The sequence below is a fragment of the Kluyvera genomosp. 2 genome, assembly GCF_036759865.1.
In the GTDB taxonomy this organism is placed as follows: domain Bacteria; phylum Pseudomonadota; class Gammaproteobacteria; order Enterobacterales; family Enterobacteriaceae; genus Kluyvera; species Kluyvera ascorbata_B.
This window is the reverse complement of sequence record NZ_JAPKIA010000022.1, coordinates 50684-64659: the sequence shown is the minus strand read 5'-3', so window position 1 is coordinate 64659 and position 13976 is coordinate 50684. Positions and strand designations below refer to the sequence as shown.

Annotated in this window: 15 protein-coding genes; 6 read left to right on the top strand and 9 right to left on the bottom strand. The window is 58.1% G+C overall.

What is annotated here, in order from left to right; translation table 11 throughout:
• Positions 1-121: 121 nt before the first annotated feature.
• Together V6942_RS20810 and V6942_RS20805 are read left to right on the top strand one after the other, a co-directional pair.
• Positions 122-2029, top strand: coding sequence for an ABC transporter ATP-binding protein (locus V6942_RS20810; RefSeq protein ID WP_106925163.1), 1908 nt, complete (start codon positions 122-124; stop codon positions 2027-2029).
• A 15-nt stretch (positions 2030-2044) separates the two neighbouring features.
• Positions 2045-2977, top strand: a complete 933-nt coding sequence (locus V6942_RS20805) for a LysR family transcriptional regulator (protein ID WP_333501767.1) — start codon at positions 2045-2047, stop codon at positions 2975-2977.
• Between the two features lie 79 nt (positions 2978-3056).
• Here V6942_RS20805 and mdcH read toward each other — a convergent pair whose 3' ends face one another.
• From mdcH to mdcA, 8 genes are all read right to left on the bottom strand, one after another.
• Positions 3057-3953, bottom strand: coding sequence for a malonate decarboxylase subunit epsilon (mdcH, locus tag V6942_RS20800; protein WP_182929917.1), 897 nt, complete (start codon positions 3951-3953; stop codon positions 3057-3059).
• Entirely contained in the window at positions 3953-4570 is a 618-nt protein-coding gene (locus V6942_RS20795; RefSeq protein ID WP_182966884.1) for a malonate decarboxylase holo-ACP synthase, read from the bottom strand. Before V6942_RS20795 ends, mdcH begins: the two co-directional genes overlap by 1 nt.
• Positions 4571-4573: 3 nt before the next feature.
• On the bottom strand, positions 4574-5533 hold the full coding sequence (locus V6942_RS20790) for an AEC family transporter (protein WP_106925160.1): 960 nt from the start codon (positions 5531-5533) through the stop codon (positions 4574-4576).
• Between the two features lie 122 nt (positions 5534-5655).
• Positions 5656-6456, bottom strand: a complete 801-nt coding sequence (mdcE, locus tag V6942_RS20785; RefSeq protein ID WP_106925159.1) for a biotin-independent malonate decarboxylase subunit gamma — start codon at positions 6454-6456, stop codon at positions 5656-5658.
• Positions 6456-7289, bottom strand: a complete 834-nt coding sequence (locus V6942_RS20780; RefSeq protein ID WP_106925158.1) for a biotin-independent malonate decarboxylase subunit beta — start codon at positions 7287-7289, stop codon at positions 6456-6458. The genes mdcE and V6942_RS20780 overlap by 1 nt, the downstream gene beginning before the upstream one ends.
• The gene (gene mdcC, locus V6942_RS20775) at positions 7282-7581 is read right to left on the bottom strand and encodes a malonate decarboxylase acyl carrier protein (RefSeq protein WP_106925157.1); all 300 of its coding nucleotides are present in this window, start codon (positions 7579-7581) and stop codon (positions 7282-7284) included. Before mdcC ends, V6942_RS20780 begins: the two co-directional genes overlap by 8 nt.
• Positions 7582-7590: 9 nt before the next feature.
• Positions 7591-8448, bottom strand: coding sequence for a triphosphoribosyl-dephospho-CoA synthase (locus V6942_RS20770; protein ID WP_182966882.1), 858 nt, complete (start codon positions 8446-8448; stop codon positions 7591-7593).
• Positions 8448-10103 carry a malonate decarboxylase subunit alpha gene (gene mdcA, locus V6942_RS20765; RefSeq protein WP_182929915.1) on the bottom strand — a complete coding sequence of 552 codons (1656 nt, stop codon included), beginning with the start codon at positions 10101-10103 and terminating at the stop codon, positions 8448-8450. Before mdcA ends, V6942_RS20770 begins: the two co-directional genes overlap by 1 nt.
• Before the next feature lie 250 nt (positions 10104-10353).
• On the opposite strand from mdcA, the gene V6942_RS20760 reads away from it, so the two are divergent.
• Genes V6942_RS20760 through V6942_RS20750 form a run of 3 tightly spaced genes read left to right on the top strand, consistent with a single transcriptional unit; the run spans position 10354 to position 12512 of the window.
• Entirely contained in the window at positions 10354-11376 is a 1023-nt protein-coding gene (locus V6942_RS20760) for a hydrolase (protein ID WP_333501766.1), read from the top strand.
• The gene (locus V6942_RS20755; protein WP_106925153.1) at positions 11373-11591 is read left to right on the top strand and encodes a YheU family protein; all 219 of its coding nucleotides are present in this window, start codon (positions 11373-11375) and stop codon (positions 11589-11591) included. Before V6942_RS20760 ends, V6942_RS20755 begins: the two co-directional genes overlap by 4 nt.
• A gap of 57 nt (positions 11592-11648) precedes the next feature.
• Positions 11649-12512 (top strand): phosphoribulokinase, encoded by an 864-nt coding sequence (locus tag V6942_RS20750; protein WP_182966878.1) that lies wholly within the window; start codon positions 11649-11651, stop codon positions 12510-12512.
• A gap of 116 nt (positions 12513-12628) precedes the next feature.
• Here V6942_RS20750 and V6942_RS20745 read toward each other — a convergent pair whose 3' ends face one another.
• Positions 12629-13033, bottom strand: a complete 405-nt coding sequence (locus V6942_RS20745) for an OsmC family protein (protein WP_333501765.1) — start codon at positions 13031-13033, stop codon at positions 12629-12631.
• A 304-nt stretch (positions 13034-13337) separates the two neighbouring features.
• On the opposite strand from V6942_RS20745, the gene crp reads away from it, so the two are divergent.
• Positions 13338-13970, top strand: a complete 633-nt coding sequence (gene crp, locus V6942_RS20740) for a cAMP-activated global transcriptional regulator CRP (protein ID WP_000242758.1) — start codon at positions 13338-13340, stop codon at positions 13968-13970.
• Positions 13971-13976: the final 6 nt, after the last annotated feature.

Here is a 13976-nt window from a genome sequence, read left to right as displayed (position 1 = left end):
CCTGAATGATTTTGTGTATAGTCATCGTTTTGGGCTACCATTGCGGCCCGGTCTAGCGATTCGCTTACCACATTACATTACCACAATGACAATTTAACATATTCAGAACATACGGCGCCTTATGATTGTTTTCTCCTCGTTACAAATTCGTCGCGGCGTGCGTGTCCTGCTGGATAACGCATCGGCCACCATCAACCCAGGGCAGAAAGTCGGCCTGGTGGGGAAAAACGGCTGTGGCAAATCCACGCTGCTCGCGCTGCTGAAAAACGAGATAAGCGCCGACGGCGGCAACTTTACCTATCCCAGCAGCTGGCAACTGGCGTGGGTAAACCAGGAAACCCCTGCGCTGCCTCAGCCCGCTCTGGACTATGTCATTGACGGTGACCGCGAATATCGCCAGCTTGAAGCTCAGCTCAACGATGCTAACGAACGCGATGATGGCCACGCCATTGCCACCGTTCACGGCAAGCTGGACGCGATTGACGCGTGGACTATCCGCTCTCGTGCCTCCAGCCTGCTGCACGGTCTGGGCTTCAGCAACGAACAGCTCGACCGCCCGGTCAGCGACTTCTCGGGCGGCTGGCGTATGCGCCTTAACCTGGCGCAGGCGCTGATTTGCCGCTCCGACCTGCTGCTGCTCGATGAACCGACTAACCACCTCGACCTTGATGCGGTGATCTGGCTGGAGAGATGGCTGAAGAGCTACCAGGGCACGCTGATTCTGATTTCCCACGACCGCGACTTCCTCGACCCGGTGGTGGACAAAATTATTCATATCGAACAAGAAACGATGTTCGAGTACACCGGCAACTACAGCTCGTTTGAAGTACAGCGCGCGACGCGCCTGGCGCAGCAACAGGCGATGTACGAAAGCCAGCAGGAGCGCGTGGCGCATCTGCAAAGCTATATCGACCGTTTCCGTGCGAAGGCTACGAAGGCCAAGCAGGCACAGAGCCGTATCAAGATGCTTGAGCGTATGGAGCTAATTGCCCCGGCCCACGTCGATAACCCGTTCCACTTCAGCTTCCGCGCGCCGGAAAGCCTGCCGAACCCATTGCTGAAAATGGAAAAGGTCAGCGCGGGTTACGGCGATCGCACGATCCTCGAATCCATCAAGCTGAACCTGGTGCCGGGCTCGCGTATCGGCCTGCTGGGCCGCAACGGCGCGGGTAAATCGACGCTGATTAAGCTGCTGGCGGGCGAACTGGAGCCGCTGCACGGCGAAATCGGCCTCGCCAAAGGCATTAAGCTCGGTTACTTCGCCCAGCATCAGCTGGAATTCCTGCGCGCGGACGAATCGCCGTTGCAGCATCTGGCGCGTATGGCGCCACAGGAGCTGGAGCAGAAGCTACGCGACTACCTCGGCGGCTTCGGCTTCCAGGGCGACAAAGTGACCGAACACACCGCCCGTTTCTCTGGCGGCGAGAAAGCCCGTCTGGTGCTGGCGCTGATCGTCTGGCAGCGCCCGAACCTGCTGCTGCTCGATGAACCGACTAACCACCTGGATCTCGATATGCGCCAGGCGCTGACCGAAGCGCTGATCGATTTCGAAGGCGCGCTGGTCGTGGTCTCGCACGATCGCCACCTGATCCGCTCCACCACTGACGATCTGTATCTGGTGCACGACAAAAAGGTCGAGCCATTCGACGGCGACCTGGAAGATTATCAGCAGTGGCTGAGCGACGTGCAAAAACAGGAAAACCAGGCCGACGAAGCGCCAAAAGAAAACAACGCCAACAGCGCTCAATCGCGTAAAGACCAGAAGCGCCGTGAAGCCGAGCTACGCACGCTGACCCAGCCGCTGCGCAAAGAGATTACCCGCCTGGAAAAAGAGATGGAGAAACTCAATGCCCAGTTGGCGCAGGCGGAAGAAAAGCTGGGTGACAGCAGCCTTTACGATCCGAGCCGCAAAGCCGAAATGACCGAATGCCTGCAGCTTCAGGCCAGCGCCAAATCCGGGCTGGAGGAGTGCGAAATGGCGTGGCTCGAGGCGCAGGAGCAGCTCGAACAAATGATGCAAAACGACTGACAAGAAGGGCGGACGATGAACCTGTCAATCACCGACGACATTACCTTCCGCAAGCTCACCATCTTCATGACCTTTATGGAGAAGGGCAACATCGCCCGTACCGCTGAGGCGCTGAATATCAGCGGCGTCAGCGTGCACCGGGCGCTGCATACGCTGGAAGAGAACGTGCGTTGTCCGCTGTTCGTGCACAAAGGGCGTAATCTGCTTGCCCAACCGGCGGCGTGGACGCTGCTGGAATACTGTCAGGAAGTGACGCAACTGATGGAACGCGGGCTGGAAGAAGCTCGCAAAACGGCAGGCGTCGGACAAGGCCGTCTGCGCGTTGGCACGCTGTATTCGCTGACGCTGGAGACGGTGCCGCGGCTGATTATGGGGATGAAACTGCGTCGTCCGGATCTCGAGATGGGTCTCACGATGGGTTCAAATGAAGCCCTGCTGAAGATGCTGGAAGACGGCACCCTCGATGCGATTCTGATCTCCATTTCAGAAAGCGAAATCGATCGTAACAGCCTGGAAGTACTGCCGCTGTTTCACGATGATATTTACCTTGCTGCGCCGATCACTTCGACATTGGATACGCATAAAACGGCGGATCTGCGCGATTATCGCAACGAGAAGTTTGTCTCACTGGCCGAAGGGTTCGCCACCTATGCCGGATTCCAGGAAGCGTTTCATATCGCCGGGTTCGAACCGGAAATTGTGACCCGCGTAAACGATATTTTCTCAATGCTGAGTCTGGTGCAGGCAGGCGTCGGGTTTACCCTGATGCCGGGGCGAATGAAAAAGATGTATGAAAATACGGTGCATCTGCAAAAACTGGCGGACCCGTATCAAATGCGGCAGCTGATTGCGATTGTCTTTGCCCGTAACCGCGAACGCGACCCTAGCTTGCTGGCGCTGGCCGCCGAAGGCCGCATGTATGCGCGTAGCCTCAACCCCAACGCCTGATTGCCGAATGGCGATGCTACCGGCCTACAAACGACACAGCCTGTAGGCCCGATAAGCGCAGCGCCATCGGGCAATCACATCACGCACGAAGACGCTTCGCCAGGTGCACAGCCACATCCACGCCGCTGCGCTCCAGAGAAATCGACTCCCCTTCCCACGCCGCCTGACGCGTTAAGCAGGTCAGTATGCCACCGGGCGGCATTTCAATCGCCAGCCGTGCTTCACGTTCGTTGGCGGAAATCACCGCCTCCTGCCAACGCACCGTGCGCGCCATATTCATCGCCAGATCGTCAGCGATACGTTCCGGCTGCCACAGCACGCGACCGGTGCTACCGCTCAGGTAGGCGTAGCGCGGACGGGAAAGCGTTACATGGCTGAACGCCTCAACCAGCTTGTGCGCGGGCTCGGCCAACAGTGCACAATGCGACGGCACGCTCACCGCCAGGCGAGGTGCCTTACTGGCCCCTTTGGCCATCGCGCGTTTCGCCACGTCGGCCATCGCGTCATCAGGACCGGCAATCACAATCTGCGTTTCAGCGTTCAGGTTAGCGATATAAGTGCCGCTGCCTTCTACCAGGCTTTCCACCTGACTCAGCGTCAGCCCCATAATTGCCGTCAGGCCGTAGCCGTGCGGGTAGGCCAGCTCCATTAAGTCACCGCGCAGCGCGACCAGCGTCAGCGCGTCGGCGAAGTCGAGCGCACCGGCAACCACCGCCGCCGGGTACGCGCCAATGGAGAGTCCACTGACGATATCAGGCGCTACACCACGACGCTCTAGCTCGCGCGCCCATGCAACGCCAGCAATCAGCAGAGACAGTTGAACGGCTCGGGTATGTTTGAGCGCCTCAGGGGTATCCAGCGTATCAACCTCAGCGCCAAGCACCTCACGCGCCTGGGCCAGTTCCGTCCCCGGAAGGTTTTGCAGCATTCCTGCGTGCTGCGTTCCCTGCCCCGGGAAGGTAAACAGAATTTTCATCACTCCTCCCTGCCCCACGGGTCGCGAACCAACTGCGGCCCCTGCGAGGTTTTTAATAGTGCTTTTCCATCGCGCAGCCATTCATTGAGGGCAAAGCCGCCGCGCGGCGTATCCACCTGGGTATCCGCCCGGCAAAGTCCGGCGGTGAGCTGCTGCTGCCACGTTTCCAGCGCTTCACGGGAGAGCGGCTGCGGCGCGCGGATCAACAGATCCAGATCGCTTGCGGCATGGATAACCGGGATCCCGGTCGCCAGCGCATAGCCAGTACTGCCGGTAATCCCCCACGTCCACGGCCATGCCTGCTGCGCCAATAACAAAGCCACCTGAACCGGTGGCTGAGAGATAAAGGGCGAGCGCAGCAGCGACATCGGGTCCACCAGCGATTCCGGCGAGCAGACGCGGACGACCGCCTCTGCTTTCACCCAACCGGCGGCGCGCTGGTCGCGCTTCATCCCGCGGACGCCCACCGGAATGCGCCCCTGCGCATCAACATCACGTCGCACCACTACCGGCAAGCCGCTATGCCAGACGGTATCCACCCAGGATTCCGTGACATCTTCAAGCGCGTCGCGCGCATTCAGCCAGATAAGGTCGTGTGGACGTAATGTTGTGCTCATGATTTAGATTCCTGAAGTCAGCGAGATAAACAGCGGCAGCGACAGGATACACAGTACGGAGCTCAACAGCAGCACGGCTTCTGCATCCGGCGACTGCACGCCAAAGCGGTTACCGAATACCACGCCGAAGAAACCGGCAGACAGCGCAATCATCAGGATCGCGGTAATCGCCACCGAGCCATGCAGGCCGAGAACAAGAACGATAGCCCAGGCAATCGCCGGTTGAATCAGCAGCTTAGCGAGGGTTGAGGTAATCACGACGGTGTTGATCTGCAATTTACGTGCAGACAGAATCACCCCGGTCAGGAACAGCGCAGCCGCGGTCGCAGACAGGCCCAGCGGTTTGATCGCCGCCAGCACCAGGTCCGGCATTTTGATGCCAATTGCGGAGAGAATAACCCCCAGCAGCGGGCCCATTACGATCGGTTTTTTAATTGAACGCCACATCAGTACCGGCAGCATAGACAGCGTAGAACCGGAGTTGCCACCTTCCGCACGCGCTTTTTCACGTTCCAGAATCAGCAGGCAGAACGGCGTCATCAACACAGAACCACAAGCGATGGAAACGGCAACGGAAAGCGATGTAGACGAGGTTTCACCCAGCACGCTCCCCAGAATCGGCAGGCCCAGCGCAGCGTAGTTTGGCAGCGCCACGGTCAGGGTCAGCACGGCGGCATCCTGCGGTGATTTATTGAACAACTTGGTCGCCATAAAGTAGATAGCGGCATAGGTAATCCACATTGCCAGCGTCAGCACCACAATCAGCGGTGACTGCGCCACGATGCCGGCCCACGGCGTTTGTACGGTAGCGCTAAACAGCGCGGCGGGCAGCGCGAAGTCCATCACGAAGATATTGAGCAGGGAGACATTTTTGTTATCGACCATTTTGGCCTTCCCGGCCCAGAATCCCAGCAGCATGATGACGAAAATCGGAGCAAGAGCATGAACAATTACGTAAGTCATATTTCACCTGTAATGAAAAAAAGTTAGCACTGGCGCGATGATTATTATTTTTCAGATGCAAGTGCCCGCATGGGCGCTGGGAAGCGCCCATGGAGCCGTACATCCGGCAGGTCTCTTTTTTCTTACCAGCTTGCCCGCATGCGTTCGCGTACGAGGGCAGAGCTGCGGCGATTGTCAGCGCCCAGACGGCTTTTCAGCGTCGGGTCCTGACGAGCGTCTTTGATGGCCTGTTGCAAGGTGTTCACCACCAGCGTCAGATCGTTTGCAGATGGCGCATCCGGATTGCTGATATCCAGCAGATTTTCCAGCAGCCCCAGCGTGGCGTAGTTGCTGATGTCATACGCCATTGGCGGAATCGTCGCCGCCAGTTTTTCCAGCGCGTCAACGGTACGCAGGGTGATACGCGCCGCCGACTCTTTACCCATGGCGTGAATCAGCACGCCTTTGTCGTTGAAGGCGATCAGGCGATTCGCCTGGTAGCCGTGCGCCAGAAACGCACCGGACATCGCTTTACCGACAATCAGGCCAATCACCGGGTGACCTGCCAGACGCGCGTTGGCATACGCCGCTGCGGCACCGGCCAGCGCCTGGTGAATACCGAAAGCTTCTTCACGGCGACCGTAGGCCTGGCTTGGTACATCAATCACCGCCACAATCGGACGTTTCACCGCTTTATCAGCGTCTGCGGCGATGGTTTCACTGACCACTTTTGCCAGCGTCCAGCCTTCCAGCAGACCGACTTCCCCTTTCGCTGCGCGCGGGAAGTGGTTATTGGCATCCGGCACCACGGCAACAAAACGCACCGTTTCACCGTTAAGTTCGCCGTCAGCAGCCTGCACAGACGGGCACAGCCCTTCGATTCGTTTGGCGTTCGGAACCAGCGTTTCCAGCCATAATTCGCCACGGCTCATTGCGTTACTCATCATTTCACCTCCCGGGCGAAGAGCGCATGAATCTGTTCGGTATCCGCCTGTTTGCGGGTATCGAAATTCGTCAGACGGTCGAGATACCAGGCATAGTTATCGGTGCGATGTTTCGCCGGAACGCCTTTCGCCAGCGCCTCATGCATCGCCGCTTTGACTGCGTTGACGCCGTCGCCAACCAGTGCTTCCACCAGGCCGCTTTGGTAGCGAATTTCGCCACCGGTCATGCTCCAGATAAACGGACGATCGCGGGAGTCATACTCTTCAATACCGGCTTCCTGTTCGATAACCTGCGGGCCGTTCAGGCCGAGACGCGCTTCGCGGGTCACAATCAGATAGCTACACAGCGCCGCCGCGATGGACATCCCACCGAAGCAGCCCACGGTACCGGCCACAATGCCAACCACCGGGGTATAACGACGCAGGTCAACAATCGCCGCGTGGATATCGGCAATCGCCGCCAGGCCCAGGTTCGCTTCTTGTAAACGTACGCCGCCGGTTTCCAGACTCAGAACGGCCTGCGTTGGGATGCCGTTGCGGTTATCTTCCGCCGCCAGTTCCAGCGCCGCCGCCATTTTGGCACCGGACACTTCGCCCATGCTGCCGCCCTGGAATGCACCTTCAATCGCCACCACCACGGCCGGTTTGCCATTGATGGTGCCTTTTGCCACAACCATGCCGTCATCGGCCTGCGGAACGATGCCCTGCGCGCCCAGCCACGGCGACATCACGCCTTCAAACGGGTCGAGCAGTTCACGGTAGCTGCCTTCATCCAGCAGCGCATGCGCACGCTGGCGCGCTTTTAATTCGATAAAACTGCGGTCATCACGCATAGCTCACCTCTTCAAAAACCTGTTCGATACGGATGCGCGCCACGCCCGGCGTCGCGCCGAAGTCGTGGATGGTCAGCGTGCCAGCCGGCAGGCTGCTGACGGTTTGCAGACGGTTAATCAGCGCTTCCCAGCGGCTGCGGCTGTTATCGACAGAAGTGGTGATATCGACGGTTAACGTCTGGCCCTGGTCGGCGGTGAATAACACCTCCATATCCCCGGAGCCCACAACGCCTGCCAGCGCTTTACCGCGTAAGGTGCGGCTGGCCGGTACGGTTAACGTAATGTGTTCCATAACATCCTCTTAATGCTTTAAATAAGGCGATTCGATGCGATCGAGAAACAGGGTCGCGGCCAGCAGATCCGCCGCGCCGCCCGGCGAGGCGTTCAGCGCCAGCATCTGGCGATCGAGCGCGGCCAAGGCTTGTTGCCCTGCCGGATGGGCGCTGCCGCCGGCGCTGAGCACCGCACGTGCGCCGTCCTGCATAGCGTCCAGCCCTTCCAGACCCGCGCGCGACAAAACGCAGGTGTCGGTCAGCGAAGTCATGATCGCCATCAGCGCGTCGAGCCGGGCGTGCGTTTCGCTGCTGCCGTTAAGGCGGCTCAGCCGTAGCTGGGGCAGCGCACGCTGCATCACGTGTGGAAACGCCTGCTGCGCTTCTTCGCGCGCGCCGGGCACCTGATAACGATGCGTGGCGCGCAGCCCTTTACTGAAGACCTTCGGTGCGGCAGCATCGGGCAGCTTCGCCAGCTCGGCGGCGGTGGCCGCAACCTGCTGCGCACTGCCGGTACCGCCGTGCATGGCCACCGCGCTCACCAGCAGCCCCAGCGCCCAGATCGCGCCGCGGTGGGTGTTTACGCCGTCGGTAGCGGCCATCATCTGTTTCTCACCCGCACGGCCGAGTCGCCCTACGGTTTGTCTCAGCGCAATATCCGCCGGACGCTGCCAGCTTTGTTGCGCTAGCGCCTGAAACGTGGGGGTCAGGCTGTGCGCCGAACGCTCCATCAGCGCGAGCGATAAATCGTGGTGCGCGCCGTTCCCCCGACTGTCCACCAGACCGGGTTTCGGGCTTAATCGTGCTTCGTCAATCAGACACTGCGTGGCGGTTCGCGCCAGCCATTCGGCACCGCCTTCAACCTGAATCTGGGGCAGAAGTTTCATTACCAGCTCCGGAATTTCGCAGGTGGGTTGTACAGACCGCCAGACCATTCAACCAGGTCAGCAACGCTGCTGGCCGCCAGCAGAGAACGAGTCGCGTCGGTACGACGGATACCCATATCTTCCGGATAGACCACTTTGCCGCTCTGACGCAGTTCAGCCACGCGTTTAGCATCAACGCCCAGACCGATGTCGGTGATACCGGCAACCGCCGCCACCATCGCACGACGTTCTTCGAGATCTTTCGCACGATAGAGGTAAGCGATACCTTCTTCGGTCAGGACGTGGGTCACGTCGTCGCCGTAGATCATGACCGGCGCTAACGGCATGCCGGAGGCTTTCGCCACGTCAACCGCGTCCAGTTTTTCGACGAAGGTCGGTTTCGCGCCGGCCTGGAAGGTTTCGACCATCTGCACAACCAGTTTTTTACCGCGCTGCATGGGGTCTGGCTCAGTGATCATATTCAGCCACGCCGGCGTCGCATGACGACGACCGTGCGGGTCATGACCCATATTTGGCGCACCGCCGAATCCGGACAGACGACCGCGGGTCACGGTAGAGGAGTTGGCCAGGCCATCAACCTGAAGGGTTGAGCCGATGAACATATCGACCGCGTACTGCCCCGCCAGCTGACAGAAGGCGCGGTTAGAGCGCATAGAGCCGTCAGCACCGGTGAAGAACACGTCAGGACGGGCGCGGATGTATTCTTCCATCCCGAGCTCGCCGCCGAAGCAGTGCACGCTTTCTACCCAGCCGCTTTCAATCGCTGGAATTAGCGTCGGATGCGGGTTGAGCGTCCAGTGTTTACAGATTTTGCCGCGCAGGCCCAGCTGTTCGCCGTAGGTCGGCAGCAGCAGCTCGATGGCGGCGGTGTTAAAACCGATACCGTGGTTCAGGGACTGCACCTGGTGTTCGGCATAGATACCTTTGATGGCCATCATCGCCATCAGGATATGTTCCTGTTTGATCAGGCGCGGGTCACGGGTAAACAGCGGTTCGATAAAGAACGGCTTGTCGGCAACCACAACGTAGTCAATCCACGACCCAGGAATGTCGACGCGCGGCAGGTCGCACTCGTCGTCCACCAGCTCGTTAACCTGTGCGATAACGATGCCGTCGTGGAATGCGGCAGCTTCCACCAGCGCCGGGGTATCTTCGGTACTCGGCCCGGTGTAGAGGTTACCTTTACGGTCGGCTTTGTAGCCAGCGATCAGCGCCACGTTCGGGGCGAGGTCAACATACAGGCGGGAGTAAAGTTCGATGTAGGTATGGATGGCGCCGATTTCCAGCTGGCCATCCTCCAGCAGCTGCGAAATACGCAGGCTCTGGGTACCGGAGAAAGAGAAGTCGAGTTTACGCGCGATGCCCTTCTCGAAAATATCCAGATGCTCGCTGCGCCCGACGCTTGGCATAATCATGTGCAGGTCGTGCACAATCTGCGGGTTAACCTCAGCCAGCATGCGGGACAGGAAATCTGCCTGCTTCTGGTTATTGCCTTCTAATACCACGCGGTCACCCGGCGCGATCAGTTTTTCCAGCATCGCGGTCAGGTCTGCGGTCGGCAGAACCTTACCCTGCACCGGAACGGAAGCCAGACGGCGCTGTTTTTCCGTGCGGCGCGTGTTCCAGACGCGTGCTGGCGTTTGCCCAGATAACATTATTAACCTCCTGATTCAGCTAATCATTTTGATTGCTTAACACAGATAAGAGTGTGCACTCTGGTGAGAAAGTCATCAATTAAGCGTAGGAAAGAATCATTAGCTTGAGAGTAATAATTGAAGTAACAATTTGTGAGGAGGATCAGACTCCAAAGGGATAAAAAGCGCTACGCATGCCTCATTTTCATAAACACAAGGGCAAAGTGACGGTATAGTAGGCGGCAGATTAACGAGTAAACATCGCGTAGCCATGACTGAAACCACCCACCACGACCTCAACATCGACACCCGCAGCAGCGCCACCTTCGTGCCGATGCGCGGCGTCAGCAATCGCCATCTGCAAACGATGCTGCCGCGCCTTATTCGCCGTAAGCTGCAGTTCACGCCGCACTGGCAGCGTCTTGAGCTGCCGGACGGCGATTTTGTCGATCTGGCGTGGAGTGAAGACCCGCAGGCCGCGCGCCATAAACCGCGCCTGGTGGTGTTCCATGGGCTGGAGGGCAGCCTGTACAGCCCGTATGCTCACGGTTTAATTAATGCGGCAAAAGAACAGGGCTGGCTGTGCGTCGTGATGCACTTTCGCGGCTGCAGCGGCGAGCCCAACCGCCTGAACCGTATCTATCACTCCGGTGAAACGGAAGATGGCACCTGGTTCCTGCACTGGCTGGCGCGCGAATACGGCCATGTGCCGACCGCAGCGGTGGGCTATTCGCTGGGCGGCAATATGCTCGCCTGCCTGCTGGCGAAAGAAGGTGATAACGTCCCGGTGGATGCCGCGGCGATCGTCTCAGCGCCGTTTATGCTGGAAGCCTGTAGTTATCATATGGATAAGGGCTTTTCCCGCGTCTACCAGCGCTACCTGCTCAATCTGCTCAAGGGCAACGCGGCTCGCAAGCTCAAGGCCTATCCCGGCTCGCTGCCGGTAGATTTACGCCAGCTGAAAAGCATGCGTCGCATCCGCGAGTTTGACGACTCGATTACCTCAAAAATTCACGGCTTCGCCGATGCCATTGACTACTATCGTCAATGCAGCGCGATGCCTATCTTAAGCAAAATCACCAAGCCGACGCTGATCATCCACGCTAAGGACGATCCGTTTATGGATCATCATTCTATTCCCGCCCAGGAAGAGCTGCCGGATAACGTCGAGTATCAGTTGACCGAGCACGGCGGGCACGTGGGCTTTATCGGTGGGACTCTCCGCCACCCGGAAATGTGGCTGGAGAAACGCATCCCCGCCTGGCTGATGCGCTGGCTGGGGACGAAAGGATGATCATTCCATGGCAGGACCTCGACCCGCAAACGCTGGATAACCTGATTGAAAGCTTTGTCTTGCGCGAAGGCACTGATTATGGTGAATATGAGCGTTCACTTGCGCAAAAGGTCGCCGACGTCAAACAGCAGCTACAAACAGGCGAAGCGGTGCTGGTCTGGTCAGAACTTCACGAGACCGTCAATATCATGCCCCGTAACCAATTCCGCGGTTAACTATACTAGTGACAGGAAGCACGCTGCTTGCTGTCACGTATTCAGGGAGTTATTCGCATGTCTGCCAAACACCCGGTTATTGCCGTTACCGGCTCCAGCGGAGCGGGTACGACCACCACCAGCCTCGCATTCCGTAAAATCTTCGCCCAGCTTAACCTGCGATCCGCCGAGGTCGAAGGTGACAGCTTCCACCGCTATACGCGCCCGGAAATGGACATGGCGATCCGCAAGGCCCGCGATCTGGGCCGCCATATCAGCTACTTCGGTCCGGATGCCAATGACTTTGGTCTGCTGGAACAGACTTTTCGCGATTACGGCCTGACCGGTAAAGGGCAGTCGCGCAAATACCTGCACACCTACGACGAAGCGGTACCGTGGAACCAGGTGCCCGGCACGTTCACACCCTGGCAGCCCCTGCCGGAGCCTACCGACGTGCTATTCTACGAAGGGCTCCACGGCGGCGTGGTGACGCCGCAGCACGACGTGGCCCGCCACGTGGATCTGCTGGTCGGCGTGGTGCCGATCGTAAACCTTGAGTGGATCCAGAAGATGATTCGCGACACCAGCGAACGCGGCCACTCGCGCGAAGCGGTCATGGACTCGGTGGTGCGCTCAATGGAAGACTACATCAACTACATCACCCCGCAGTTTTCACGCACGCACATCAACTTCCAGCGCGTGCCCACGGTCGACACGTCTAACCCCTTCGCCGCGAAAAGTATTCCATCGCTGGACGAGAGCTTTGTGGTGATTCACTTCCGTAATCTTAAAAACATCGACTATCCGTGGCTGCTGGCCATGCTTCAGGGATCGTTTATTTCGCATATGAATACGCTGGTCGTTCCCGGCGGGAAGATGGGGCTGGCAATGGAATTGATTATGACGCCGCTGGTGCAGCGTTTAATGGAAGGCCGCAACTAAACCTTAAGCCTGATGGTGCTTCGCTTATCAGGCCTACAGGATATTGCGAAACGAGTAGGTCGGGTAAGGCGTAGCCGCCACCCGACAGTCGCACGGCATACGCCCTTGTTAAGGGTTTACCCCTCAATCACTTCGTAAGAGTGGGTGATATTCACCGCTTTTTCGAGCATCAACGCAACCGAACAGTATTTCTCCGCCGACAGATCGACCGCACGAGATACCGCCGCATCCTTCAGCGCTTTACCGGTGACAATGAAGTGCAGATTAATATGGGTAAACAGTCGCGGCGCTTCTTCACGGCGCTCGGACGTCAGCTTCACTTCACAATCGGTGACGTCATTACGGCCCTTTTGCAGAATAGACACCACGTCGATAGCACTACAGCCACCAGCGGCCATCAGCACGATTTCCATCGGGCTTGGCGCTTTATCGCCAGAGTTGCCGTCCATCAGAATCTGGTGGCCGGAAGCGGACTCGCCAAGGAAGGTTAACCCTTCAACCCATTTCACACGCGCTTGCATAATTTTTAACTCCGAGGTTGCAATATTCTTCTCAGATTACGCGCACATAACAATTCTCGCAATGGAAGGCGATCGCCGTCATGCTGAAGCGAGACACCAGGAGACACACGGCGAAAGCTATGCTAAAACAGTCAGGATGCTACGGTAATACATAAACGTACTGCATGTATGCAGAGGACATCACATTACAGGCTGCGGCGTAACTCGACAGCCGACTTCCCAGGTAACGGGAAGGATACTATTGCAACCGGTGGCCGTCAGGTTTTTGCCGCCGGGAAGAGCTTATAACAGAGGATAACCGCGCATGGTGCTTGGCAAACCGCAAACAGACCCGACTCTCGAATGGTTCTTGTCTCATTGCCATATTCATAAGTACCCCTCGAAGAGCACGCTGATTCACCAGGGTGAAAAAGCAGAGACGCTGTATTACATCGTAAAAGGCTCAGTGGCAGTTCTCATCAAGGACGAAGAAGGCAAAGAGATGATCCTCTCTTACCTCAACCAGGGCGATTTTATCGGCGAGTTAGGCCTGTTTGAAGAAGGCCAGGAACGCAGCGCGTGGGTACGGGCAAAAACCGCTTGTGAAGTGGCTGAAATCTCTTATAAAAAATTCCGTCAGCTGATCCAGGTTAACCCGGACATTCTGATGCGTCTCTCTTCGCAAATGGCGCGTCGTCTGCAGGTTACCTCTGAGAAAGTCGGCAACCTGGCGTTCCTCGATGTGACGGGTCGTATCGCGCAGACTCTGCTGAACCTGGCCAAACAGCCGGATGCGATGACCCACCCGGACGGCATGCAGATCAAAATTACCCGTCAGGAAATCGGTCAGATCGTGGGCTGCTCCCGTGAAACCGTGGGCCGTATCCTGAAGATGCTGGAAGATCAAAACCTGATCTCCGCACACGGCAAAACCATTGTCGTTTACGGTACCCGCTAATCCAGC

What these genes read in the sequence shown, in the direction of transcription:
- V6942_RS20810 (WP_106925163.1), top strand. Translation starts at nt 122, where the DNA reads ATGATTGTTTTCTCCTCGTTACAAATTCGTCGCGGCGTGCGTGTCCTG.
- V6942_RS20805 (WP_333501767.1), top strand. Translation starts at nt 2,045, where the DNA reads ATGAACCTGTCAATCACCGACGACATTACCTTCCGCAAGCTCACCATC.
- mdcH (WP_182929917.1), bottom strand. Translation starts at nt 3,953, where the DNA reads ATGAAAATTCTGTTTACCTTCCCGGGGCAGGGAACGCAGCACGCAGGA.
- V6942_RS20795 (WP_182966884.1), bottom strand. Translation starts at nt 4,570, where the DNA reads ATGAGCACAACATTACGTCCACACGACCTTATCTGGCTGAATGCGCGC.
- V6942_RS20790 (WP_106925160.1), bottom strand. Translation starts at nt 5,533, where the DNA reads ATGACTTACGTAATTGTTCATGCTCTTGCTCCGATTTTCGTCATCATG.
- mdcE (WP_106925159.1), bottom strand. Translation starts at nt 6,456, where the DNA reads ATGAGTAACGCAATGAGCCGTGGCGAATTATGGCTGGAAACGCTGGTT.
- V6942_RS20780 (WP_106925158.1), bottom strand. Translation starts at nt 7,289, where the DNA reads ATGCGTGATGACCGCAGTTTTATCGAATTAAAAGCGCGCCAGCGTGCG.
- mdcC (WP_106925157.1), bottom strand. Translation starts at nt 7,581, where the DNA reads ATGGAACACATTACGTTAACCGTACCGGCCAGCCGCACCTTACGCGGT.
- V6942_RS20770 (WP_182966882.1), bottom strand. Translation starts at nt 8,448, where the DNA reads ATGAAACTTCTGCCCCAGATTCAGGTTGAAGGCGGTGCCGAATGGCTG.
- mdcA (WP_182929915.1), bottom strand. Translation starts at nt 10,103, where the DNA reads ATGTTATCTGGGCAAACGCCAGCACGCGTCTGGAACACGCGCCGCACG.
- V6942_RS20760 (WP_333501766.1), top strand. Translation starts at nt 10,354, where the DNA reads ATGACTGAAACCACCCACCACGACCTCAACATCGACACCCGCAGCAGC.
- V6942_RS20755 (WP_106925153.1), top strand. Translation starts at nt 11,373, where the DNA reads ATGATCATTCCATGGCAGGACCTCGACCCGCAAACGCTGGATAACCTG.
- V6942_RS20750 (WP_182966878.1), top strand. Translation starts at nt 11,649, where the DNA reads ATGTCTGCCAAACACCCGGTTATTGCCGTTACCGGCTCCAGCGGAGCG.
- V6942_RS20745 (WP_333501765.1), bottom strand. Translation starts at nt 13,033, where the DNA reads ATGCAAGCGCGTGTGAAATGGGTTGAAGGGTTAACCTTCCTTGGCGAG.
- crp (WP_000242758.1), top strand. Translation starts at nt 13,338, where the DNA reads ATGGTGCTTGGCAAACCGCAAACAGACCCGACTCTCGAATGGTTCTTG.